Source organism: Cupriavidus cauae (genome assembly GCF_008632125.1).
GTDB classification, from domain to species: Bacteria; Pseudomonadota; Gammaproteobacteria; order Burkholderiales; family Burkholderiaceae; genus Cupriavidus; species Cupriavidus cauae.
In genome coordinates, this window is record NZ_VWRN01000048.1 from 1 (window position 1) to 24,290 (window position 24,290).

21 protein-coding genes and 2 pseudogenes are annotated in these 24,290 nt (G+C 65.2%); 14 read left to right on the forward strand and 9 right to left on the reverse strand.

Annotation, left to right across the window (positions count from 1 at the left end; all coding sequences use genetic code 11):
• Both F1599_RS18255 and F1599_RS18260 read right to left on the reverse strand, forming a co-directional pair.
• Window positions 1–355, reverse strand: a pseudogene (locus F1599_RS18255) (ATP-binding protein); the annotation flags it as partial.
• A gap of 3 nt (window positions 356–358) precedes the next feature.
• Window positions 359–2,389 (reverse strand): hypothetical protein, encoded by a 2,031-nt coding sequence (locus F1599_RS18260; RefSeq protein WP_190286402.1) that lies wholly within the window; start codon window positions 2,387–2,389, stop codon window positions 359–361.
• A 298-nt stretch (window positions 2,390–2,687) separates the two neighbouring features.
• Here F1599_RS18260 and F1599_RS18265 point away from each other — a divergent pair, with 298 nt between their 5' ends.
• Window positions 2,688–3,092 carry an alpha/beta fold hydrolase gene (locus tag F1599_RS18265; RefSeq protein ID WP_190286403.1) on the forward strand — a complete coding sequence of 135 codons (405 nt, stop codon included), beginning with the start codon at window positions 2,688–2,690 and terminating at the stop codon, window positions 3,090–3,092.
• Window positions 3,093–3,242: 150 nt separating this feature from the next.
• Complete coding sequence (locus tag F1599_RS18270) at window positions 3,243–3,605, forward strand: cation:proton antiporter (protein WP_150084056.1); 363 nt, start codon at window positions 3,243–3,245, stop codon at window positions 3,603–3,605.
• Window positions 3,606–3,920: 315 nt separating this feature from the next.
• Here the strand turns inward: F1599_RS18270 and F1599_RS18275 are convergent, their stop codons facing one another.
• Window positions 3,921–4,496: a TetR/AcrR family transcriptional regulator gene (locus tag F1599_RS18275; protein ID WP_150084084.1), complete on the reverse strand. Its 576-nt coding sequence runs from the start codon at window positions 4,494–4,496 to the stop codon at window positions 3,921–3,923.
• A gap of 197 nt (window positions 4,497–4,693) precedes the next feature.
• On the opposite strand from F1599_RS18275, the gene F1599_RS18280 reads away from it, so the two are divergent.
• The 7 genes from F1599_RS18280 to F1599_RS18310 all read left to right on the forward strand — a co-directional run bounded on the left by F1599_RS18280 (window position 4,694) and on the right by F1599_RS18310 (window position 13,673).
• Window positions 4,694–5,398: a glutathione S-transferase gene (locus F1599_RS18280; RefSeq protein ID WP_150084085.1), complete on the forward strand. Its 705-nt coding sequence runs from the start codon at window positions 4,694–4,696 to the stop codon at window positions 5,396–5,398.
• A gap of 140 nt (window positions 5,399–5,538) precedes the next feature.
• Complete coding sequence (locus F1599_RS18285; protein ID WP_223819743.1) at window positions 5,539–5,961, forward strand: hypothetical protein; 423 nt, start codon at window positions 5,539–5,541, stop codon at window positions 5,959–5,961.
• A gap of 92 nt (window positions 5,962–6,053) precedes the next feature.
• Window positions 6,054–7,520: an LVIVD repeat-containing protein gene (locus F1599_RS18290; RefSeq protein ID WP_150084058.1), complete on the forward strand. Its 1,467-nt coding sequence runs from the start codon at window positions 6,054–6,056 to the stop codon at window positions 7,518–7,520.
• A gap of 22 nt (window positions 7,521–7,542) precedes the next feature.
• Window positions 7,543–9,057, forward strand: coding sequence for a hypothetical protein (locus F1599_RS18295; protein ID WP_150084059.1), 1,515 nt, complete (start codon window positions 7,543–7,545; stop codon window positions 9,055–9,057).
• A gap of 40 nt (window positions 9,058–9,097) precedes the next feature.
• On the forward strand, window positions 9,098–10,729 hold the full coding sequence (locus F1599_RS18300; protein WP_150084060.1) for an LVIVD repeat-containing protein: 1,632 nt from the start codon (window positions 9,098–9,100) through the stop codon (window positions 10,727–10,729).
• Window positions 10,730–10,833: 104 nt separating this feature from the next.
• Complete coding sequence (locus tag F1599_RS18305) at window positions 10,834–12,189, forward strand: DUF6765 family protein (RefSeq protein ID WP_223819744.1); 1,356 nt, start codon at window positions 10,834–10,836, stop codon at window positions 12,187–12,189.
• Window positions 12,190–12,200: 11 nt separating this feature from the next.
• The gene (locus tag F1599_RS18310; protein ID WP_150084061.1) at window positions 12,201–13,673 is read left to right on the forward strand and encodes a hypothetical protein; all 1,473 of its coding nucleotides are present in this window, start codon (window positions 12,201–12,203) and stop codon (window positions 13,671–13,673) included.
• Here F1599_RS18310 and F1599_RS18315 read toward each other — a convergent pair.
• The gene (locus F1599_RS18315; protein ID WP_190286404.1) at window positions 13,636–14,553 is read right to left on the reverse strand and encodes a helix-turn-helix domain-containing protein; all 918 of its coding nucleotides are present in this window, start codon (window positions 14,551–14,553) and stop codon (window positions 13,636–13,638) included. The genes F1599_RS18310 and F1599_RS18315 overlap by 38 nt on opposite strands.
• Window positions 14,554–14,816: 263 nt before the next feature.
• Between F1599_RS18315 and F1599_RS18320 the strand changes: the two genes are divergently transcribed.
• Complete coding sequence (locus F1599_RS18320) at window positions 14,817–15,692, forward strand: sensor domain-containing diguanylate cyclase (RefSeq protein WP_150084062.1); 876 nt, start codon at window positions 14,817–14,819, stop codon at window positions 15,690–15,692.
• Window positions 15,693–15,790: 98 nt separating this feature from the next.
• Here the strand turns inward: F1599_RS18320 and F1599_RS18325 are convergent, their stop codons facing one another.
• Window positions 15,791–17,407, reverse strand: a complete 1,617-nt coding sequence (locus tag F1599_RS18325; protein ID WP_223819746.1) for an amidase — start codon at window positions 17,405–17,407, stop codon at window positions 15,791–15,793.
• Window positions 17,408–17,504: 97 nt separating this feature from the next.
• Here F1599_RS18325 and F1599_RS18330 point away from each other — a divergent pair, with 97 nt between their 5' ends.
• Window positions 17,505–18,410: a LysR substrate-binding domain-containing protein gene (locus tag F1599_RS18330; RefSeq protein ID WP_150084064.1), complete on the forward strand. Its 906-nt coding sequence runs from the start codon at window positions 17,505–17,507 to the stop codon at window positions 18,408–18,410.
• Window positions 18,411–18,421: 11 nt separating this feature from the next.
• Here the strand turns inward: F1599_RS18330 and F1599_RS18335 are convergent, their stop codons facing one another.
• Both F1599_RS18335 and F1599_RS18340 read right to left on the reverse strand, forming a co-directional pair.
• On the reverse strand, window positions 18,422–19,879 hold the full coding sequence (locus F1599_RS18335; protein ID WP_150084065.1) for an N-acyl-D-amino-acid deacylase family protein: 1,458 nt from the start codon (window positions 19,877–19,879) through the stop codon (window positions 18,422–18,424).
• Between the two features lie 11 nt (window positions 19,880–19,890).
• Window positions 19,891–20,856: a Bug family tripartite tricarboxylate transporter substrate binding protein gene (locus F1599_RS18340; RefSeq protein WP_223819747.1), complete on the reverse strand. Its 966-nt coding sequence runs from the start codon at window positions 20,854–20,856 to the stop codon at window positions 19,891–19,893.
• A 389-nt stretch (window positions 20,857–21,245) separates the two neighbouring features.
• Here F1599_RS18340 and trpS point away from each other — a divergent pair, with 389 nt between their 5' ends.
• Window positions 21,246–22,262, forward strand: a complete 1,017-nt coding sequence (trpS, locus tag F1599_RS18345; RefSeq protein WP_150084066.1) for a tryptophan--tRNA ligase — start codon at window positions 21,246–21,248, stop codon at window positions 22,260–22,262.
• A 183-nt stretch (window positions 22,263–22,445) separates the two neighbouring features.
• On the opposite strand, the gene F1599_RS18350 is transcribed toward trpS, so the two are convergent.
• Entirely contained in the window at window positions 22,446–22,826 is a 381-nt protein-coding gene (locus F1599_RS18350) for a hypothetical protein (RefSeq protein ID WP_150084067.1), read from the reverse strand.
• Between the two features lie 168 nt (window positions 22,827–22,994).
• Window positions 22,995–23,393, reverse strand: a complete 399-nt coding sequence (locus F1599_RS18355) for a hypothetical protein (RefSeq protein WP_149320234.1) — start codon at window positions 23,391–23,393, stop codon at window positions 22,995–22,997.
• Here F1599_RS18355 and F1599_RS18360 point away from each other — a divergent pair.
• Both F1599_RS18360 and F1599_RS18365 read left to right on the forward strand, forming a co-directional pair.
• On the forward strand, window positions 23,380–23,889 hold the full coding sequence (locus tag F1599_RS18360; protein WP_150084068.1) for a hemerythrin domain-containing protein: 510 nt from the start codon (window positions 23,380–23,382) through the stop codon (window positions 23,887–23,889). The two genes, F1599_RS18355 and F1599_RS18360, sit on opposite strands and share 14 nt — an antisense overlap.
• Window positions 23,890–23,959: 70 nt before the next feature.
• A pseudogene (locus F1599_RS18365) lies at window positions 23,960–24,286 on the forward strand (ArsR/SmtB family transcription factor); the annotation flags it as partial.
• Window positions 24,287–24,290 lie beyond the last annotated feature (4 nt).

Sequence of the window (24,290 nt, forward strand, 5' to 3'; positions counted from 1 at the left end):
AGGCCGCCTCGACCCGCTTGGGCACCTTGGCCGGGTTGACGAACTCGAAGTGCGACGCCATCAGAATCTGATGCCAGAACGCCGCTTCGTTGGAATGACTGTCGGGGCGTCGGCTCCATACCACCAGAGGCACGACGGCGCTAAATCGCTCCTCCAGCACCTTGCCGACATACCACTGCACGCAACGCGACTTGCCGAGCCGCGACGCACCATAGATATAGCCGCCCGGGCGCTGCTGATCGATCCACTCGCCTATCTGCTCGATCATGGCATGCATCGGCGGCGTGTAGACCGCATACTGCTTGGTCACAATGCAGTGACGCGGATCGATGCGCTCAGGCAGCGAGAACGACACGTTCTACTCCGTTCGCGCCATGCGCCGCGGGGGAAGCTCACCCTTCCGATCCGTGCCCAGGTCACCGGTTGTGTGAGCCCGTGTCACGACCGGCGCGACCTCGGGCGCCTGCCCACCTCGGGATGACCCGCCGCGACCGCGCTCCAGCGCGGCATCAAGCATCACGGCACCAATGGAAAGCTGGGAGGCCGCCGCCAGGATGCGCCTGGCTTCCAGGTACGCCGGATGAACCGGGAGCTTCTTGTGCGGCTGCATCTCGACGTACTGGATGAAGGCTTCGATCGCATCGCCGCCGGGGGAAATCGCAAACTGGCCTCTGGCACAAGCGCGGCAGATGGCCGCGCGTACCGCCAGGCTATGCGGCGATAGGTGCCATGGCGGCGCCGCGCGCAGCACCCCCAGGGGCACTCCATCGAGCGTCGAGGCGAGGGCTACGCGGCAATCGTCCTCTTCATGGCAGATCACCCAGATCTCGGTGCCCACCAGATCCTGCCGGTTGTGCAGTACCTCGTTGCTGTAGCGGCCATAATGGAAGTTCACGTACGGTGCCCGCCCCACCGCCGCGCCGCCCCTGACCACACAACGCCTTCTCACGCTAAACAAGCCTTGCATGGCGGCGGCATCCACCCGGCGCCACGTCTCGCCGCCATGCCGATGCAGGAAGGCCGCATACTGCAAGGGCGTCCGGTTGCCAATGCCGCGGTGAGGGGTAGCGTTATAGTTGGCGATCAGCACGCCCAACAGCTCTTCGGCATATTCGTATTGGAAGCGGCTGGCCAGCGCCACGCCGTCTGGCTCACGGCCCTGCCGATCTTGCGGCTTCGCCCCGGTCGTGTTGGTCAAGCGCTGAAAGCCACGTCCGGCGAGGTTGCGGAAAAACGACTCAATGAACGGGCGATCGTCTTTGCTCCGTCGCGCGGCGAACGAATTGCGCGGCTCCAGCAGGGTCGAACCCACGGCCTGTTGGAGCGCAGCGCGAACGTGCTGACAGGTTTCCGCCAGTGCGCCGTCGACGCTGGTTTCATCCCAACACAGCCCCACAAACTCCTCGCCGAGCGAGCCAAGCAGCCCTGCGCCAGGCAAGTATGGGGTGTCGGAAAAGGTCACGGGACGCAGCTTCGGCCGGCTCAGTCCGGTCTTGATCGCCCGCAGGACATCGTCTTTGGAGACTTCTCGCCCGGTGCTGAAGTAGTAGCCAACCACCGCGCGCGAGACCACCTCGAGGATCACAATCACCCAGAGCCGGTGCACGATCTTCTCCGTGAAGCCCCCGCCGGCGAGCGGCAGCGACACGCAGAAACGACCGTCCAGTTTGTGCGCGTCCATTTCGACCCGCTGCATGAACCGCAGGGCCGGCCGGCCGGACCCATCGCCGGCCTTGAGCTTGCGCACCAGATCGGCTCCCCCGATGCTGGCCGCGAGCGATTTCGGGTCCGAGGACAGCACCTGTTCAACGAAGCGACAGATCGTAAAGTAAGCGCGCGTCGATGTATTGAACGGCCAGTCGCCGCGCGCCTCATAGCCGCGCTCGCGCAGTTGGTCAAGAAACCACAGCCAATGCCGTCGGGGCGATCGCCTGGCCTCGGATAACCGTTTGGACGATGGGCTGGAGCGGATGCGAGATTCAAACGACAGGCGCAGTTCCGGGTGCGCATCTAGTGTGGCTTGCAGCGCTCCGGCTGCCCCGCCGCCGAACCGGTCGACACGGATTTTCGTGCGGCGGCGGTATGGCCGTACTCTTAGCCACGGCACCAACCCACGCCACCCATACGGCCGGCCATCTGGATGCGCCTGAAGACAACGCTCGGAAATCAAACGATAAACTTGCTTGTCGCTGAACGAGGTCAGACGCTTGATGGTGTGGGCGTCGGCGCCGGAAAGATAGAGCTGGACCGCGTGTTTTCTGGAAAAGTACAAGGCGCGCCGCAGATCGTCGAGCGCGCCCTCGTCCGGCGTTGGCCAATCCGACGTGTCGACGCGTTGGCCACGGAGGACTCGCCCGCTGCCGTAATGTTCATCGTTGCCTGGATCCACGAACCGGTCCTCGACTTGGCAGGACGGGCGACATTGCCTAGGAAAACGTTTGAACGATAGAAGGCTTACGCGAGAATGCAAGCGACGCGTGGGGTCAGGGCCCGACGGTCGCGCCCGAGGCTGGCGAACTTCTTCAGGACACCCACGACCAAGCGCCGCGCCGTCCACTGGACAACCCCGGCGTACACCAAAAGAACATAGTTAGTTGAACCGTTCGACGGAGTAACAATTTTCTGCAAAATTCTTTCAACTAAATTTGTTACTCCGCAACCGACAAGCTGTGTCACGCCGTCAGTGCATGAGTAACAAAATTACGCAAAACAACGGCTCAGGCGTCATGCTGCCCGCCTTTCGTGATCATCGCGCCGGCCTGCGGCTGTGCTTTCCCACGCAGCAGGATGCGCCAACGATGGAGCGATTGCTGGCCAATGCGGCAATGGCTTCGTGGACGATGACACGCGCGACGCCGTCGATGACGGTGGCCGTCGCGGAAGGACTGCCCAAGGCGCAGGTGCCGATCCTGCTGTTGTATGGGGCCGGGGACGCCTTGGTCATGCCCCAACCGGCCATTGCACGTGCCCGGGCGCTCAACCCGCGCGTTCGAGTGAGCCTGTACGATAATTCAGGCCATGCGCCCTTTCTCGAAGAGCCGCAGCGATTCACCCGCGATCTGGCGGGCTTTGTCTCCGCGGCAAATCGCTAGCCGGGCCAGGTCGAACGCGAGGAGAACCCGAACAGGTCGCCGGAAGAAGTCCTCGGCGCCCTTCCGGCAAAGGGACTCGAACAGATCGCCACGCACGAGAACAAGGCTGCCGCGTATCTGACGCAGACCGTTTCCGAGTTCTCCTTCGATGTGGAGCGGCTGGCCGAACTGTGCGTCACCCTGCTGATCGGCACCATGCTGACGAGGGCAACGTTCAGCGTTCCAGCCCTGGGCACTGCCCTGCTGCTCATCCTGCTGATCCGCCCGCTCTCCGTCTATTTGTCCACCATCGGCATGCGCTTGCGGCCGGCGCAACGCCGGCTCACCGCATGGTTCGGCATTCGCGGCATCGGCTCCCTGTACTACCTGGCCTATTCGCTGGCACATGCACCCGATATGGCCCATGCCGACCTGCTGCTTCAGATCACCCTGTGCACGGTCGTGGTGTCCATCGTGCTGCATGGTTCGACCGCTACACCGCTGATGGCAAGGTACCGGCGGATCCGGCAGTGACCGCCTGGCCGGTCGGTGCCTGGCGCGCCTGTCGCGTCGCCTCAACGCCAACGACAGGAGGTCCGCGACGTGGCCGACGCGCTATCGGCCGGCCGGTGGCTCCGCTCGCACGAATTTCAGTACGGCCTGCGCTACCTCCGACAGACTCTCTCGAGCACGAAGTGACCAGCGCCGGAAATTGTCAGGCGTACCAACTCTGTCGCCATCCCGGAATGAGAAGGATCGGATCGCCCTTTTGCCTCCGTTCCGCCTTCCACGTAATGCAGCCTGGCCAGTGTCTGCGGCGGATCGGAGTTCGTCCGGCTTGGCGGCTTGCTAGGCCGGCAAAAGGCCGGCCTTCCGATAGCTTTCGATCAGCGAGTCGTAGACCGAGATGTCGGACTGGCTCCTGGCAATGAGCTGGGCGCCGGCGATCGCGGCAAAGATCGCGCGAGCCCGCGCTCGCCCTTCCTTGCCCGAGGCCACGCCTGCCGCGGCCAGCACCTTGGTCAGCCAGGCAATATTGACGTCGACAAAGGTCCGGACCTCCTTCCTGACCACCTCGGGCAGATCGTCGGTTTCCGCGGCCATGAAGCTGCACAGGCAGATGCGATTGCTGCTCTGGAGCGCCTTGCGGAACATGTCGGGATAACGATGCAGGCTGTCCAGGGGGCTCTTCGATTTGGCCAGCGAGGCGTCCAGGTGCGCCGCCGCGGTTTCCCAATAGCGCCGGGCTACCGCCGCGCCGAGATCGGCCTTGCTGTCGAAATGGTGGTAGATGCTGGCGGCCCGGATGCCGACCGCCTCGGCCAGATCGCGAAAATTCAGCCCGCCATAGCCATGGGCCTGCGCAATGGTCGTGGCGGCCGCAAGGATTTTCTCTCTGGAGTTCTGTCTCGCGTCACTGGTCATGGCTTCCACCTCTGGGACCGGAATGGATGTTGACACCCCGTATTGTACCTTGTACGTTTACCCTAACGAACGTTAGGTAGGCGAGCGAATTAGATGAACGTACATGACGATCGCCCTGACTCCGTTCCACTTCCACCGACCGAGGAACTACACGAATGAACGCCAATGGCAGTGTCCAGACAATCCAGCCGCCCACCATGACGATCCATGACTTTCCGACGGGGCCCTATCCGACCCGCGTCCGCATCGCGCTGGCGGAAAAGAACCTGCAATCGCGCGTGCGATTCGTCACGGTCGATCTCTACAAGGGCGAGCACAAGGACCCCGAATTTCTCGCCAACAAGAACTATTCCGGCACGCTGCCGGTGCTCGAACTGGAGGATGGAACCTGCATCGCGGAATGCACGGCCATTACCGAGTATCTCGACGCGCTGGACGGCGCGCCGATCCTCACCGGTCGCACCGCGCGGGAAAAAGGCGTGATCCACATGATGAGCAAGCGCGCCGAACTGGAGCTGCTCGATCCCATCAGTGTCTATTTCCACCACGGCACGCCGGGATTGGGTCCCAAGGTCGAGATCTATCAGAACCCTGAGTGGGGCGCCCGGCAACGCGACAAGGCACTGCGAGGCATGCGGTACTTCGATGCCGTTCTGCGTCAACAACCGCATGTCGCCGGCGAATCGTTTTCGATGGCCGATATCACGGTCATCGGCGGATTGATCTTTGCGTCGCTGGTAAAGCTGCCGGTGCCCGCGGAATGCGAGGCTCTTGCAGCCTGGTACCGGCGCATGCTCGAGCGCGACAGCGTGAGGCACCAACCGGTGTTTCGGCTCATCGCCTGGAACGACAGGCACACCGCGTTGGCACGTCGCCTTCCGCAACCGCAACGCAGGCCCTAGGGTTAGTCAGTACGCAATATTTTGACAGTCAGCAAAAAGCAGATATCGCCGCCTCGCGCCGGACACTAGCATCCATCTATCCCACGCCCCGCCTCCGTAGCGGGCCGAGATGAGAGCTGGATGAACTGGCGCGAGAGCTGATGGAACAGAGCACCTGCACGGAGCAAGTCAAGCCGCGGCGGCGACGTCCCTACGTCGCGCTGACTGCCATCGCGGCGGCGCTGATGCTCACGTACGGTGTCGCACGGCATCTCGCATGGGCGGCCTCGACGCCCGGCGATCCGCAGCAATTCACCGTTCACGTCGATCGGGACAAGGCACCCTGGCAGCGTCCCGTGATCACGCTTCGCGAAGGCGTGCCCGCGCATATCCAGGTGCAGACGCAGCTGTCCGGCGTCCTGATGGTCCACGAAATCCCTGGCGCCTTTGCCGCCTGCGGCTCCGGGAATACGCAGTCCCTGGACATCTTCCCCGTCGACATCACGGGTCGTTTCTCGCTTCATTTCCACAGCAACGACGGCGACCAGATCGAGGTCGCAACCATCGAAATCTATCCGCGATGACGAGGACCAACGTCCTGGCATCGGAGCAGCAACAAGGTTCTTTTCGTTGTGACAACTAAAACAATGGAGCCACGACTCCTGGGAGACAGTTCATGCGACATGTTCCGGCGCTGATGGCCGCCCTGATGGCTGCTGCCTGCCTCGCCGCTTGCGGCGGCGATGGGAACAATCATGCTGCGCCGCTTGCGGCCGACGATCTGCCCGAAACCGGGCTGCAAGGCCAGGTCCCCATTGCCGATCAGAACAGCGGCCGCTCCATGGCCGGCTATCGCAAAGGCGTGACGCTGGTCGGGCGCTCGACCTTGATGGATCGCGGCGGCAATATGCAATTGGCCTGGTACAAGCACTGCGCCTATGTCGGCAACGGTTCCGCGGGCGACCATCCGCTCGAGGGACTGGCGGTGGTGGACGTCAGCGACGCGAAGAAGCCTTCGCTGGTCAAGATTCTCTCCAGCCCCACCGGGCGCAATAGTTGGGAAGGGCTGGAGGTCGGTTCCGCCACCGGGGTGCTGGTGGCGTTCGCAACATCGCGCACGCAACCCTTGTACGTCGACATTTTTGGCACGGACAATCCCAGCAACAACGCCATCGCCGCGGATGCGCTGGACATCTATGACGTCTCGCAAGACTGTCGCAATCCGGTTCGCGTTGCCACGCTGAGCACGCGGGAACTGTTTCCGGGCGGCATGCACGGCCTGAAGATTTCTCCCGACGGCAAGACCGCCTACATTTCGACGATCAAGGCTGGCGCGGCCCCCGCATCGCAAGCCACGCTTGCTGCCGTCGATATTTCGGTGCCCTCCTCCCCGAAGATCATCGGGACCTGGAACTGGAACGACGATCCCGAGAACACGGGGGCCGAGGCCTGGCACGACGGCGAGATCAGCCCGGACGGCAACACCCTCTACTGGGGAACGGTTGCCAGCTTCTCCAATGGACCCGTCAAGCATACCGGGGTTCGCGCGTTCGACGTCAGCGCGATCCAGAATCGCGCCGCCAATGCTTCTTTCAAGCTGCTCGGCAAAGTCGACTGGACGGACTGTGGAGACTCGCAAGGGCATACGGTCCAGTTTGCGAACATCAACGCCAAACCGTACATCTTCGCGGGCGCCGAGTGCCCGGGCGTTCAATTCCACGTGATTCCCGTCAGCGATCCCGCGCGCCTGACGGTGGCCGCGACCTACACGACCGAGGCCAGCGATCCGAAGAACGCGGCGGCGGTGGCCAAGGACAACGTCATGTACTGGGGCCACTACACCGGTGTCGACAGCGTATCGAATACCACGACGCTGTTTGTCACATGGTACGGCTCGGGCTTGCGTCTGCTGGACGTTCGCGATCCATTGCGCATCAAGGAGTTCGCCTACTACAACCCGCCGGCGCACCCGAACCATGTCTTCTGCGGCCTGATGTGCGCGTCCAAGAACGAGTACCTGATGAGCGATGTTCGCTACGACGCGGACACGGGAAACATATGGTTCGCTGGCGTAAACGGTGGCTTCTATGTGACGCATCTCACCGCGTCCGCCGGTCCCAACGGGCTGACGTCCGCACCCTGATCCGCCGGCCGCAATGCGCCCCATGCCAGGTTCGAAACGGAAGCAACGCCAGTGGCGCGAATGCCTGAAGGGCGTCTGCGCGCTGTCATGCGTTGTCCCGTTGACGGCCCATGCGCACGCGTTCGGCGCGACCTATACCCTGCCCTTGCCGCTGTGGTTGTACCTGTATGGCTGTGTCGCCGCGCTGGTCGCGTCGTTCGCCGTGGCCATTGTCGTGGGACAGGACGGGCGCTGGCTGTTCTTGCGGCTCTGCGGCCGGCATGGCGCTCTGCAGCCTGCCGATCGCCTCGTTGGCCGCCGCTCCCCTCTTCCCTGGCTTCGCGCCGCCTGGGTCGCAGCCTTGCTGATTTGCGTGGTGAGCGGCCTGCTCGGTTCACCGGTCGCCAGCGCCAATATCTGCATGACGGCGTTCTGGATACTGTTCGTCCTTGGTTTCCAATACCTCTGCGCATGCTTCGGCAATCTTTACCACGCCGTCAATCCGTGGAGAACGATGGCGCACGCCATCGGCATGGGCATCGACATCGACGAGCACCGAGACAATGCGGCACGCCACGGTGACGCACGCGGGTACTACGTCGCGTTTGCCGGCATGTACGGATGGATCTGCATCGAACTGTTCGGGACGGGCAGTCCGCGGGAACTGGGCATCGCCCTGCTTGCCTACACGGCAATCAGCTTGTTGGGCGCATACGTTGTGGGTGCACGTGCCTGGTTCAGGAGCTTCGAGGCATTCGAAGTCCTCTTCAACATGGTCGGCTCGCTTTCCCTTTTGCGCCCCGGCAAACGCCGTCTTGAAATCGTCGAGCCGATCGTGGTGCCGCGTGCCGACGGCGGTGTGTTGCGCGCGCCCCCGGCCGGCCTTGTGCTGTGCATTCTGTTTCTGCTGTCGTCGACGGCGTTCGACGGCTTCCGCGACACGCGCGTCTTTGCCGACCTCTACTGGGTTCACCTGTATGGGCTGCTGACGCCGTTGGTGGGTTCTGACATCACGCAATCGTTTCCGCTGTTGCAGGCGGGCTACCACGCCTTGCAGTACATCGCGTTGTTGCTGTCCCCGCTGCCTTTTGCCCTGGTGCTTTGGCTGGCTTGCCTGTGCGGCAAGGCGGTGCTGCGCACGGACATCTCTGCCGTCGTGCTTTCCCACGCCTTCGCGCCGGCAATCATTCCGGTGGCCGTGGGATACAACGTGGCCCACTACTTCACGCTGGTCGTGTCGCACGGGCCCGGCATCGTCAGGCTCCTGTCGGACCCGATGGGAAGAGGCTGGAATCTGTTCGGCACCGCACACCATCATTCGTCTGCGTGGACCTTGCCGGCGGAGGTCGTCTGGCATATCCAGGTGGCCGCGATCCTGCTTGGCCACGTGGTCGGCATCGTTGCCGCACATCGCATCGCGTTGCAGTTGTTCGGCACCGGAAAGCGGGCCGCGCTCAGCCAGTTTCCGACGCTGGTTGTGATGCTGATCTACACCACGTTCGGACTCTGGCTGCTGTCTGCGCCGTTCGCGGGCGGCGGCCTGGCGGTCGTTCGATAGCAAGACAAAACCTTCACGTTGAAAACAAGAGGAGACAACCATGCCATTCCCGATTCGGGCAACGATTGCGATATCGCTCGGTACGCTGGCGCTCGCTGGCTGCGGCGGCGACTCTGATGAGACTCCGGTCGTGACGCCCGGCGTATCCGTGGCGGACTACGTCGTGCCCAAGCCTCAAGGCTGCGGGCCGGGCGACAAGCCCGAAACCGCGCTGCAAGGCCAGGTGCCCGCGGCGCTTCGCCAGTCCGGTTTTGGCGGTTTCAACTGCAATCTGAAACTGGTCAGCCAGCTGCAGGGCGAAGGCGCATCGTGGTCTTCCGCCACCTACACCGACAAGCGCGGGCAGACCTGCTTCTATCACTCGACGATGGGAAGCCCGGCGTTCAACAACCCCGCCGCACCGCCACGCGTGAACCCTGGGGTGCCGGTGATCAATATTTCGAACCCCTCGCAACCCGTGCGGGTGACTTCGTTGACGTCCGCATCGATGATCGACCCGTGGGAGTCGCTGCGTGTCAACGTCGCGCGCGGCATCCTCGCTGCGGATAACGGCATCAATGGGGCCGGCGGCTCCGAGATCGACCTGTATGACATTTCTGCGGATTGCACCGCGCCACAACTGCTTGCCAGCGTTCCCGTGGGAACGGGAACGGACGGTGGCATCGTTGCCACCACGAAGCCATTGGGCCACGAGGGCGGTTTCTCGCCGGATGGCCTGACCTACTACATCGGTGCAAGCGTCTCGAAGGCTTACTACGCAATCGATCTGACCATACCGACGCGGCCCAGGATGATCTCGCAGATCAACATGGCCGATCTGGGATTCAGCACGGTTCCACACGGCTTGTCCGTCAGCCGGGATGGCAACCGCGCCTACTTCGTGGGCGGCGGAAATGGCGGCGCCGTGGCTGGAATGGGCGAGCCGCCACTGAACAACCCGAACGCAACCGGAGACAACGGGTTCTTCGTGATCGATACCAGTGAAGTGCAGAGCCGGCGCCCCAATGCGCGGATGCACAGGATTTCGACGGTACCGATTCGAAACGGCAGCGTTGCGCAACATACGGTCTCGTTTTCCGTGGGTGGCAAGCCCTATGTGCTCCATGTCGATGAAGGGGGAGCTGGCGGGCTTCAGGATCCCGGCGCAACGGGCGTCAAGGCTGCCTGCAATGCCGGTATGACGCCGTTTCCCCTCGGGCACATCTACGACATGGCGGATGAGGCCAAGCCCCGGCTCATTTCGGAGCTGCGGCTCGAGACACATGTGGCCGACAACTGCAGCAAGGTCATCCCCGATATCCTTGGTCTTGCCACCTTCACGTATGGCTCGCATTACTGCAGCGTGGACAACCGGGAGAACGCGACCGCGCTCGCCTGCAGTTACTTCAACTCCGGCGTCCGCGTATTCGATATCCGGGACCCGGCCAAGCCCAAGGAAATCGCATACTACAACCCACCTTCGGTCGCATCGCCCGGGGCCGGGTCAGCGCATATGATGTTCGGTCAGCATCGTGCCGGCGGCCCCGACTGGTGCGCTTCGCGCCTGGACTTCGACTTCGATCGCCGCCTGCTGACCACGGCATGCCAGGACAACGGCATGCTGGTTCTCGCGTTCGAGAACGGCGTGTGGCCGTTCCCTGAAAGCACCAAGGCGACGGGGATCGGCAATTGAAGCACGGTACCCACGCAGCCCTCGCGTCGTGGCGCGAGGGGGACAGAGGCCACACAGGCCACACAGGCGACACAGGTGGCACAGGTGGCACAGGCGACACGGCCATGATGCCAGCCCACGCACGGCGTAAGCGCGGCCTTTCCACGTGGCTGGTCCTTGCCGCGCTTGCCGTTCCGCTGACCTGCAGCGCGTTCGAGGCGGACGTGCATTTCGGCCTCACGTACTGGCTGGCCACGCAGGCGGGCTTCGCCCCGCGGGAGGCCGAGGCCATGGCCCTGGCGAATCAGCGCCTCGATGCGGGGTCGATCGAATACATGACGTCGCCCCTGCAGTTCGCGTGTCTGTCGCGCTTTCCGCCAGCCGCCATGGACAGCCAGGCCTATCACTATCCGAGCGAAAGGAAAACGCCGTCGCACGCGCAGGCCCGGCCAGTCCTTGCAGGCGGGCCGGCGTCGCAGACGCTGGTCGATGCCGCGCTGAAGCGCGCCGGCGGCGGCAAGGCACCCTTCATGCTGGGCGCGTTCGGGCGGGCGCTCCATGCGCTGCAGGACTCGTGGGCGCATCGGGGAACGCCTTCCATTCCGGACTGGAGCCGCTACGGCATCGAGTGCGACGCCGAGTTGTCCATGGCCGCGCCGCTCGACCGCGGCACGCCGCAGGGCCACGCCGCGGAACTGACCTGGCGTTGGCCCGCGGACGTCGAGGAGATGGCAAAAGCCACCTACGCCCAGATGCAGAAGTACCCAACCATCCATGGCGTGCGCAGGACCGCCTTGCCCTGGGAGCAGCTGAAGCCCGCGCTGGCCGACTTTATCGGTGCGCGGACGAAGCGTGCCAAGGCGGACTGGTTCGCGTCGAACGGCGTGGCCGACTCGTCGTTCCTCGATGGAACGAGCCTGCCGGACGGCCCGGGTTGGAAGGCGGTCCGCTGGAACGGCCGCCGCGATATTCCGACGCCCGCGCCGCCGACAGCGCTGTCCGGCGTCAGCCAGGAGCTCGTCGATTTCTATGCGGGATTCTTCAACGACTGGCTGACAACGTTGCCGGTGGACAAACGCTGGCTCCCGGCACTCGCATCGGGACGAACCGGTCAGCCCGACGACGCACTGGTCAATCAGCTGATCGGATGGCGGCTGCGGGATCACGGAAGCTACCTCGCACTGGAGGCGCAGCGGCAAGTGGCTCACGGTTCGTCGCCACGGCTTCGCCAGCGCGCGTCGTTCGAGGTGTTCAAGTCCTTGAATGACGCCGTGCTTCCGCTGATCGTGGAAGGCGACAAGCCATCGCCGATCCAGCCTTTCCTGGTGTTCGCCCTGCCCGGCTCGCGAGACGGCACACAACGCGCCGTGGCCCTGATCAAGCTGCTCGATTCCCCCTACGATACCCTCGGCGTCCTGTCCGAGAAGCAGCATGGGCGGGGCTGGAGAATCACCGGATTGATCTCGTCCAGAGACTATTGAAGACGCATTCCATGAGCCTCCAGATCGCTGATTTGTCGTGCGGAGAAAGACGACGGGCGCTCGTCGCCGCACTCGCCCTGGCCTGCATGCCGACGTCGGCCCAGGCGCATGCCTGGAACATTCCGTACTTCCTGCCGGTGCCCTTGTGGCTGTACGCCTACGCGGCTACGGGAACGCTGATCATCTCCTTCATGATCCTGATGTTCGCGCCGAGTGCCCGAATGCCCGCCATCGGGCCCCGGCCGGCTGCGCGCAAGGCGCTGAGAATTCCCGCCGGGGCGCTCCACGCGGGCCAGATCGCCATTGCGCTTTTCCTGGCGCTGTTGGCCGTTGCCGGCATGGCGGGCACGCAGAACCCATTCCAGAACATCAGCATGTCGGGATTCTGGATCTGGTTCTATCTGGGGTCGATCTATGTCAGTGCCGTCTTCGGAGACCTCTATGCCTTTGTCAATCCATTCTGCTGGATGCTGCGAATCGCGGCACGGATCTTTCCCGCCATCGAGATCGGGCGGTATCGCTACGATCGACGTCTTGCCTTCTATCCGGCGCTGGCCGCCTACGGTGCGCTGATCGCGCTGGAATTGTTCGGCATCGGCAAGCCAGGCGAAGTCAGCCTGTTTCTGCTCGCGTATGCGGCTTATGCAGTGGCCGTGTCGGTCTGCTTTGGCCGCGAAGTCTGGGTCAAATACTTCGATGCGCTTGGCCTGCTGTGCAGGCTGTGCGCAAAACTGTCTCCGCTCAAATGGCTTCCGCTAAAGGGCGGCGATGTGGCCATCCAGTTCAGAAATCCGATTGCCGACATGGCGCGAGACGACCGCTCGCCTATCAGCATCGCCGCGTTCCTGTCCTTCATGCTGGCCTCGACCGCCTACGATGCACTACGAGACACCGTGCCCTGGAATCGCTTCTTCTGGGGCAGCATCTACCCGCACGTCGTTCGCCATGTTCCTGCCCTCGGAACGAACTACGCGCACTCTGGTGACGCGCTGCTGATCTGGCAATGGACGGCATTCGCCGCAACGGCGGCGGCGTATTACCTTTTCTTCCGGTTGATTTGTTCGCTGCAAGCGCGCCAGTCACAGTCGTCGCTGAATGGCAAGGCGCTCGCGCGGAAGTTCTGCGTCACGCTGCTTCCCATTGCGCTGTTTTATAACGTGTCGCATTACTTCACGCTGTTTATCGGCCAGGGGCGGCAATTGCTCGCACTGGTGTCGGATCCGCTCGGACTCGGGTGGCGGCTGCTGCCAACCGTGCCGTCGGGCGACACGGCAGCGCCTGTCATCAACATGGGGTATATCTGGCACGCGCAGGTGCTGTTGATTCTGGCCGGCCATGTCCTGAGCGTCTATGTCACGCACGTCATCACCACCCGGGACCGCGACCTGGTCCGGGATGGCGTGATCGCCCAGCTCCCGCTGCTGGTGCTGACCATCGCCTTGACGATCAGTGGCCTTTGGATTCTGTCGCTTCCTCTCGCGTGAAGGGAGTGGAAGGCGGCTTGAGTTGGGACGGCGAGATGCCCCAGCGCTTGCGGAAGGTGGCCGAAAAATGGCTGGCGGTCGAGAAGCCGCAGGCGAGCGCGGCATTGGTCACGTCGCATTGCCCCTGTGCGATCAGGTTGCGGGCGGCCTGCAGGCGCTTTTCGATGATGTACTGATGCGGCGTCATGCCGACGGCCTTCTTGAAGCTTCGAATGAAGGAATAGAGATCGCCGGGATAGTCGACGGCGTTGGCAATCATCGCGATCGAGAGTTCTTCCCTGAATTGCTCGTGGATGTATTCGACCGCTCTCTGCATGATCGGCGTGTGAGCGTATACCTTCGCGCGCGGCCTCGATTCCAGGTACGCCATGCGACGAAGGGCGGCTGCGCCCAGCGCTTCCGCGTACATGGGCCCCAGCGGCATCCCTGCCAGCGCATCCTCATGGATGCTCCTGACGATCTGCATCAGCAGGTCGTCGCTGACATCAAGGCGCAGCGGCCCGGTGGCGAACTGCCCGCCCGTTTCCAGACCCGAACGCGCCAGCCATGACGGCTTGAAGTAGACCGTTACCCACTCCAGTTCCTGCGACCATCGGCTGGAAAAGGACAAGCCGGCTTGCACATAGATCAACGGCGTCCGTAAACGCTTGTGCGCCCATGGATTGCCGTTCGTTCGCAGCTCCAGCGTTGTCGGCTCCCGCAGGTACAGCGCGAACATCGTGCCGGTGGTTTCCAGATCGACGATTTCCGATTCGCCCGCCACGCAGTGGTCGATCGTGACCGGCGACAGCGAGGACGTAATGGACCGCCTCTTCCACTTCGGTGGCGGCTTCCAGCGCACGAGGCTCCCGTCGGCGGCCATCGTGCTGACGCCGCTCATCACGCAATGGCTTCCCCCTCCGTCATCCGGTCCCATAGGCATTCCCGAGAATGTGTTCGTGCTGCTGCCCAGTCCTCCGCTCGGCCGACTGTAGGCGCGCATCCTTACTCGATGCTTACCCGGAGGTCGGCTTTCCCCCGGGACAGCGCGTATCCGCCCGTTGCGGCGCCGGGGGGCGGGACGTCGATAACACGAGTTGAACCGATTGCCGGTCCCGACGCTACAATCGGGCCCAATCAAGAACAACACGTGCGGCGCGGGAAATGAGAAGACATTTGCTCGGGCGAAGCCGGCGAGGCCGAGACATGTCGAAGAGCGCCGTGTTTTCTCCGATTCTGCGCGGCAGCCACGGCACGTTTGTCGGCACCACGCCCATCGACGGCGTGCGCCGGCTCTACAGCTATCACCGCACGCCCGGATTCCCGTTGGTCGTGGTGGTCGGACGCGCCATGACCGATGTACTGGCGCCCTGGTACCGCCGGGTGTGGGCATTCGGCGGAATCATTGCCGCGGTCGACCTGTTGATCATTGCGCTGGCAGCCATGCTGGCGCGTCAATGGCGCCGGCGGCAAGCGATCGAGGACCATCTGCGCCACATGGTGGGAACGGACGGGCTGACCGGCATGGGCAGCCGGCGGGCGCTGGACGACGCTACCGATCGGGAATGGCGGCGTGCCCACCGCGAAAGGCAGCCACTGTCGCTGCTGATGCTCGATGTCGACCATTTCAAGCAGTTCAACGACCAGTACGGTCACATGGCCGGCGACGATGCGCTGGCCGCTGTCGGCAGCTGCATCCAGCAGCAAATCCGCCGTCCCGGCGACTATGCGGGCCGCTATGGCGGAGAGGAGTTTGCGGTACTGCTGCCCGGCACCGATGCAGCGGGCGCTGCGCTGATCGCCGAGAACATCCGCAAGGCAGCGGAGCGGCTGCACCTCGCCCATGCCGGCAGCCCGCTCGGCAACCTGACGGTCAGCATCGGTACCGTGACGGACGGCGCCGACTGGAACGGTGGCCGCCATTTTCCGGATGTGCGCGCCTTCCTGCGCGCCGGTGACGAGGCGCTTTACCAGGCCAAACGCTCCGGCCGCAACCGCGTGGTCGGTTCCGGTACCCTGGCGACGGCCACGGCGACATGAGGCGCCGCCGGACTCGCCCCGCCACGAGGCGTCGGGCGACGCGGGCCTGATCGCCCGCACTACCCGCACTACCCGCGCCGTCCGCGCTACCCACGGCCTCAGGCGTCGGGCGTTGGCAACTGACCGACCCCACCCAGCGCCGGTGCTCGACGATGCCGCGTCGCCGCCTCGTAATCGCGGGCGATGCCGAGCAGCAGGCGCTCGTCGCCGGGGCGGCCCAGCAAGGACAGTCCCGCGGGCACACCGGCCTCGGTCCAGCCCATCGGCACACTGATCTCCGGAAAACCCGCGGCGCTGGCCATGTGCATCGGCGCCAGCGGATTGGAAACCCGGCAGCGGTAGCTGGGGTCGTCCAGATCGAAGCGCGGCGACGCCGGACACGCCAGCGTGGGAAACACCAGCGCGGCGCAGCGGTTGGCCTGCATCAGGCCGACAAGCGCGGCGCCGAACGCGCGCGCCGCGGACAGGCCCGGGCGTGCGGGCTCGTCGCGGGTTGCCACCGCATGGCGCAGCGCGGCAATCGTCAGCGGATTCGGCAAGCGCCCTGCTCCAGCGCCCGAACCAACACGCAGTCCATCGCCGAATCCATCGCGAAATTCATCGCGAAATTCATCGCGAAATTCATCGCCCAACACATCGCCAAACCGCGCCTCGATGCGCGCCAATAGTGCCGCGGAATCCCTCGGGCAAGACGGCGGCATCGCCGCCAGATAGCGGTCGAGCTGCACCGCCCATTCGCTGCGGGCGATATCGCCCAGCACCCGCTCGTACAGGCGTCGCGCATCGGCCGGCAACGCGACCGGCACCGTCTGTGCACCGGCGTCGGCCAGGTCCAGGCACGCCCGCGAAAACAGCGCGTCGATCTCGTCATTGCCACCGTGGAAGTCCATCACGATGCCAAGACGGCGGCCGGCAAGGCGTTCCTTCGGGCCATCGATGCCCGCCGCCGGCGCCAGCGCCGCCAGCACCAGCGCCGCGTCGTCCACCGTGCGCGCCAGCGGCCCGACCGTGTCGAAGGACTGGGCCAGCGGCAGCACCCCGGCCGCGTCGAGCAAGCCGTGGGTCGGCCTGACACCGACGAGGGCATGCACGCAGGCCGGGCCGCGCACCGAGCCGAACGAATCGGTGCCGAGTCCGAACACCGCGAAACCGGCCGCCACCGCCGCCCCCGTGCCGCTGCTTGACCCGCTGGCATTGCGGGAGAGCCGGTAAGGATTCAGGGTCAGGCCGCTTGCCGAGCTGTAGCCGAAGCGCCCATTGGACGCGGCGAGCTCCGACATATTGGCCTTGCCGAGCACGATCGCGCCCGCGGCGCGCAAGCGCGCCACCACGGGCGCGTCGGCGGCGGGCAGCGCGTCGCGCAGTGCGGCGCAACCGGCCGTGGTCGGCAATCCCACGGTGTCGATATTGTCCTTGACCACCATCGGCATGCCGTGCAGCGGCCCCCTCGGCCCATGCCGCCGCCGTTCGCGGTCGAGCCGCATCGCCTCATGCAGCGCGTCGGGATGCAACTGGCTGACCGCGTTGATCGACGGGCCGGAACGGTCGAACGCCTCGATACGAGCAAGATGCCCCGCGACCAGTTCCTCGGCCGTCAGCGTGCCGGCGTCCATGCGGCGCGCCAGTTCGGCGATCGGCAGTTCGAACATATCGGATGCCGCCTCGCCCGCGCCGACTGGCGCTGCCGCAGCGGGCTTGTTCATACGATCGATCATCGCGTTGCTTTCCCTCACGGAATACATGAACGACAATGGCGCACGCAGTGCCTGCGGCCACCATACCGTGTCCCGCCGCCCGCCCGAGGATCTCCCGATGAAAAGCACCACCAGCCGGAACCTGCCCGCCCTTGCCAATCTGGTCGCGCTCGAAGCCACCGTGCGCAAGGGAAGCCTGACCGAAGCGGCCGACGAACTGTGCCTGACGCAGAGCGCCGTCAGCAAGCAATTGACGGAACTGGAGACCTTTCTCGGCGTGCGGCTGCTGGACCGGCGCAAGGGTGGCGTAGTCGCGACGGCGACCGGCACGGAATACCTGAAGCGCGTCCGGCCAGTGCTGAATCTCCTCGAGGAAGCCACGCTGGAAGTCCTCACGGGCCGCGGGTCCGGCGGACGCCTCGATCTGTCGGTGCCGGTCTCGCTGGGCAACATCTGGCTGCTGCCGCGCATGCTGCAATTTGCCAAGCAGCATCCGCAGATCCAGCTGAACATCACCACCAAGGTCGGCCCGGTGGACCTGCCCCACAGCGACCTGGACGCGGCCATCATGTACTGCGGCGGGCCGCCGCCGGGGCACTTCGGCGTCGAAGTCATGCCGCTCGAACTGTTCCCCGTCTGCGCGCCGGACAGGCTGCCGCGTGGCGGGTCGCTTTCCCAGGCCCTGCGGCAGCTGCCCCTGCTCCATCAGCATACGGCGCTGGACGCATGGCCGGCCTATCTCGCGCAGATCGGGGCCAAGGTGGCCAGGCCCGGCGACGGCCCCCGCTACGGCCTGCTGACCATGGGCCTGCAGGCCGCCATCAGCGGCATGGGCGTGGCGCTGCTGCCCGACTATGTGGCCGGCGATGACCTGCGGGCCGGCCGGCTGGTACGGCTGTCCGATACGAGCTATCTGTCGCCGAAGTCCTATTACTTCGTCTGCCTCGAAGAGAAGCGCGCCAACCCGACGCTGGTGACCTTCGTCGACTGGCTGCTGCAAACCGCCAATGCCGACGCCGGCTGACCGGCATGGCCTCACGCCGCCGCGCGTGATCTGACCAGGGTCGAGGTCACGAAGCGTCCGGGCCGATTGCCGGTCGGCGTGCCGCCGCGCAGCGTGGCCTGTCCGGCGACGAACACGTCGCGCACGCCGACCGAGGGCTGCGTGGGCGCATCGAAGGTGGCGCAATCGCGGATGGTCGCCGGGTCGAACACCGTGATATCCGCGACCTTGCCCACCGCGAGAAGCCCCCTTCCCTCGAGCCCGAAGCGCTGCGCGGGCAGGCCGGTCATCTTGTGGACGGCGCGCTCGAGCGGAAACAGGCCCAGGTCGCGCGAGTACAGGCCCAGCACGCGCGGAAAGGTGCCCCACAGGCGAGGATGCGGCGTTTCGTCGGACGGAATGCCGTCGGAGCCGATCATCGTGTCCGGGTAGTCGAGGATGTCGCGCACATCGCCCTCATCCATGATGAAGTACACCGCGCCGCCCGGCAGCAAGGCCTCGGCCACCTCGCGCCGCGAACGCTGCCACTCCTGCGCCAGGTCCTCGAGATAGCGGCCCGCCGCTTCCGGATGCGAGGCCGACCACGTGATCAGGATGCGGTCGCACTGGTCCACGCGCTCCGGACGCAGCATGGTCGACGACGCCGCGTACGGATAGCAGTCCAGGCAAAGCGGCATGGTGCGCGACAGCTCCCGCACCTGCGCCAGCGTCTCGCGGCTGCGGCCGTGATTGCGCTTGCCGACCAGCTTGTGATGCGAAATCACGGTCGGCACGTTGAGCGCCTTGCCCAGGCGCGCCGTCTCGTCGATCGCCTCGGCGACCTTGTCGCTTTCGTCGCGCATATGCGAAACCAGCACGCCGCCCAGCCGCTGCATCGGCTCGCACATGCGCAGGATCTCCTGCTCCGATGCCGCCGCCGATGGCGGATAGAAGGTACCGGTGGAGACGCCGATGGCGCCTTCCAGCAGGGCCTGCTCCACGTCGCGCCGCATGCTGTCGATCTCGTGGTCGCTCGCGGCGCGTCCCAGCTCCGCGACACGGCGCGCGCGCAGCGTCGATTGCCCGACGAGCACCGACACGTTGACGGTGGCGGGCCTCGCGGCGAACGCTTCCCGGTAGGCCCGCACCGATTCGAACACGAAGCCGCCGCGCATGATGTCGAGCGGCGCGGGCGGGATGGTGTCGGTGACGAGCGGGAAGAGGCTGATGCCGCAGTTGCCCGCGATGATGGTGGTGACCCCCTGCGTGACCTTGGGCAGCATCTGCGGGGACTGGAACACCATCCAGTCGTCGTGCGTATGGGTGTCGATGAAGCCCGGCGCGACCACCATGCCGGTGGCGTCGATGACTTCGTCGGCAGTGGCGTCCGGGCCGATGCCGATGGCGGCGATCACGCCGTCGCGCACCGCCACGTCGGCGGCGCGCCGCGGCGCGCCGCTGCCGTCGATCACGTCGCCGTGGCGGATGATCAGATCGAAATGCGATGACATGCCGTGCGCCCTCAATCGACCTTGGCGCCGCTCTTGCGCACCAGTTCGCCGAACTTCACGGTCTCGGATGTCACCAGCGCCTGGAAGTCGCGCGGCGATCCGCCCAGCGGCTCGAAGGAAAGCCGGTCCAGCTGCGCACGGAAGCCGGGGTCGCGGATCACCGCGTTGACCTCGCGATTGAGCCGGTCCACCACCTCGGCCGGAATCCCCGGCGCGCCGACCAGTCCGGCCCACGCGGTCAGTTCGTAGTCCTTGAGGCCGGCTTCGTCCATCGTCGGCACCTGGGGGAAATGCGGCGAGCGCCGGGTCGATGTCACGGCCAGCGCGCGGACCTTGTTGCTGCTGACGTAAGGTCCGATCGACGGCACGTTGTCGAACATCAGCTGCACGTTGTTGCCGACCAGGTCCTGCAGCGCCGGGGTACTGCCCTTGTACGGCACGTGCTCGATGTTCAGATGGGCCAGCGTCTTGAACAGCTCGCCGCCCAGATGGCTGGTCGTGCCGTTGCCGGCCGAGCCCATCGACAGCTTGCCGGGATTGGCCTGCGCGTAGGCGATCAGTTCGCGCACGGATTTGACCGGCAGCGCGTTGTTGACCGCGAGGATATTGAAGGTGGTCACCAGCCCCACGATGGGGACCAGCTTGTCGGGATCGTACGGCAGCCGGCTGTAGAGGAAGCGGTTGGTCGCCAGCGTGGCGTTGTTGCCATAGGCGATCGTGTAGCCGTCGGCGGGGGCCTGCAGCAATGCCTGCATGCCGATATTGCCGCCGGCGCCGGGCCGGTTTTCCACCACGATGGCCTGGCCCAGCCGCTTGGACAGCGCATCGCCGAACAGCCGCGCCACGATGTCGGGCGCGCCTCCGGCCGCCGTGGGAACGATCAGCTTGATCGGCTTTTCCGGCCACGCCGCCCGTGCCGACGGCATCGACATGCCGATCGCGCCCGCCATCAATACCCATGCCAATGCCTGTCTCATGGTGCTTCTCCCCGATCGCTGCGGTTCAATGATGAAGCGAGTATGGAGGAGCGCACCGCGCGCGGCGTGAAGTTTTTTCGGCGAAGTATTCCAGGATGGAATGTATCGTCCGGAGCGAGCCGCCCCGGTCCGGAGCGTTGGCAGGCGCGATGCCCCTCGGCCCCCCAGCGCGCCCCTGCGCTATACTCGCCCCTCATGGACACGAAGCCCAACTCGCCGACCCGGCAATATTGGTGGCGCGCCTGACGCAGGCGGCCCGTTTCCACACGCACCTCGAAAACGCGATGCCGCCAGCCTCCTGGCGGCATTTTCGTTTCTGCGCTCAGTGGCTGGTGGTATCGGTAACCGGAACACGAACACCGGACAACCGGTAAACCAGAACACCATCCATGACCAACGCAACCCAGCCCATCATCCTGACCGGCGACCGCACCACCGGTCCGCTTCACCTCGGCCACTACATCGGCTCGCTGCGCTCGCGCGTGCAGCTGCAACACGAAGCGAAGCAGTTTCTGCTGCTGGCCGATACGCAGGCGATGACGGACAACGTCGGCCGCCATCAGAAGGTCACCGAGAACGTCGTCGAGGTCGCACTCGACTATCTCGCCGTCGGCATCGATCCAGACAAGTCGACGATCTTCATCCAGTCGCAGGTGCCCGAGCTCGCGGAACTGACGCAATATCTGCTGAACCTGGTGACGGTCTCGCGCCTGGAGCGCAATCCGACCATCAAGGAGGAAATCCGGCTGCGCGGGTTCGAGCGCGACATCCCGGCCGGCTTTCTGACCTATCCGGTGAGCCAGGCCGCCGATATCACGGCGTTCAAGGCGACGCTGGTGCCGGTCGGGGACGACCAGCAGCCGATGATCGAGCAGACCAACGAACTGGTGCGACGCTTCAACCTGACGGTCGGACGCGAGGTGCTGGTCGAATGCGTGGCGGTGCTGTCGCACGTGCCGCGCCTGCCCGGCATCGATGGCAAGGCGAAGATGAGCAAGTCGCTCGGCAACGCGATCACGCTGGGCGCCACGCCGGACGAAATCTCGAAGGCGGTCCATGACATGTACACCGATCCGAATCATCTGCGCGTCAGCGATCCGGGCCAGGTCGAAGGCAATGTCGTGTTCATGTTCCTCGATGCCTTCGATCCCGACACGGCGGCCGTGGACGAGATGAAGGCCCACTATCGCCGTGGCGGCCTCGGCGACAGCGTCGTCAAGCGCCGCCTCAACGAGCGTTTGCAGGCGCTGATCGCGCCGATTCGCGAGCGGCGCATGCAGTTCGAGCGCGACCGCGCCGGCGTGCTCGAGATCCTGCGGCAAGGAACGATGCGCGCGCGGGAAGCCGCGGGCGCGACGCTGAGCGAGGTCAAGGGCGCGCTGGGGCTGAACTACTTCGGCAGCTGAGCGCGGCGCCAGCCGGACCGTCATGCCGACAGCGCCGTCGCGGATCGGATGCGCCGGCCCGCTGGCGCGTATCCTGGGGATCGCGGCGGCGCGCATGGCGCGAGCGTCGATCCAAAGACCGTGCACTTGGCCGCCTGCGCAGCCCACGTCCTCGCATTGAGAGACTGCGGCGACCACACCCGATCAGCGTGGGGAATCGTCCGCGGAAACGGCGGAAAGCAGCCGCACGGCCGTCTCCTCGTCGATGTCGAGGCGATACTTCGTGGCCAGGTAGTGCCCCAGATGGGCAATGCGCGCGGGCGTGCTTTGCCCGGCTTGCAGTTGCGCCCGGTAGGCCTCCACCTCGCAGGCCAGCCGATAGGCCTTCGACAGCAGATAGCGCGGGCCGTGCGTGAACGGCCGCCGCCAGAACTGGCGCACGTGAACCAGTTCATGCGCGATCAGCCCGGCCGATACCCCGGGTCGAAGCAGCACGATCGGGCCAAGGCTGATGCCGTCGAAATGCCGCGGGACAAACCAGCGGCTTTCCAGCAGCAGGCACCGGGGGTTGCGCAACGCCTTCATCGGGATCGGGAAAGTACGGTAATACGGCCAGCCTTGGAGAATGGAGCCTTGCGCTGATGTGCCGATTCGCTGTGGTCGCAACGACGGCGGCGCGAGCGCCCCACAATGTCGCAGATAGACATTGCCGCTGCCGCCAAAGTTCGAGGCCCGGCCCCCGCGCCGGCTCGATCAGCCTTGCGGACCCGACCCCGAATCGTGATCCAGCACGTCCCGGATCAAGGCACGCCCCTTCGGCGGCGCGGCCAGATAGGCCAGATAGAGCGAGGCGGCCAGGGCCACTCCTGCCACGGCAAAGGCGATAAACGTCGTACCGGCAATACCAAGTTTTCCGTCGGACATATTGGTCTCCCGTGAAGGTGTCAAAGGCAATGGAATGGACCGGAATCCAATCACGCCAAGCAAGCCTTGCGCCATCGCGGGAAATGCGGTGACATCGGCCCCGCGAGCCGGATCTGGCGCCAGACCGCGATAAAGGGCGGTAAAGATTGCCGGCCGCCCCAAAAAATGGCGCTCGATCACGAGGGCCAGCGGACCGCGCGATAATGGGCACGCCATGTTGCCCAACACGCCCACCATTCCTTCCTTTGAATCCCCGATCGAACTGCTGACCGCCTGCCACGACAAGGTCCGCCGTTTTGCCTCGCTGTGCGGCCGCCTCGCCGAACACACCGCCCGGCATGGCGCCGACGACCAGGCGCGCACCGCGGCGGCCGGCATCGTGCGGTACTTCACGATTGCCGCGCCCTTGCATCACGAGGATGAAGAAGCGGACCTGTTCCCCGCCCTGCGCGCGCTCGGCGACGAGACGCTGACGGCCGCGATGCAGGCCCTGGAGGACGATCACGACACGCTCGATGCGCTGTGGGAGCAGGCCCGGCCATGGCTGCAGGCGGTGCAGCAGGGCTCCGCCGACGCCCCGCCGGAAGCCCTCGCGCAGTTCGCCGCGCACTACCTGCGGCATGTCGAGCGCGAGGAGCGCGAGGTCTTTCCCTTCGCGACCCGCCTGCCCGAGCCGACCTTGCGGGCCATCGGCCAACGGATGGCGCAGCGCCGCGGGGCCTGAAGCACCTCGTTCCTTCGAGCCGCATATCACACCGCTTGCCACAATTCCATGTTTCTACTATATTCGAAACATGGAAACCGATACCGCCCTCGAAGCGCTGTCCGCCCTCGCCCATTCCGTTCGGCTGGCCGTCTTCCGCATGCTCGTCCAGGCCGGCCCGGAAGGCCTGCCGGCGGGGCGGATTGCCGAACTGATGGAAATGCCGGCCTCGTCGCTGTCCTTCCACCTGAAGGAGCTGCATCGCGCCGGCCTGCTGCGCAGCCGCCAGGACGGCCGCTCGATCATCTATATGGCCCGCTTCGAGACCATGAACGCATTGCTCGGCTATCTGACGGAGAACTGCTGCGGCGGCAATCCGTGCTCCCCTGTGTCCGGTTGTACCACCGGATCCGAGTCGTCCC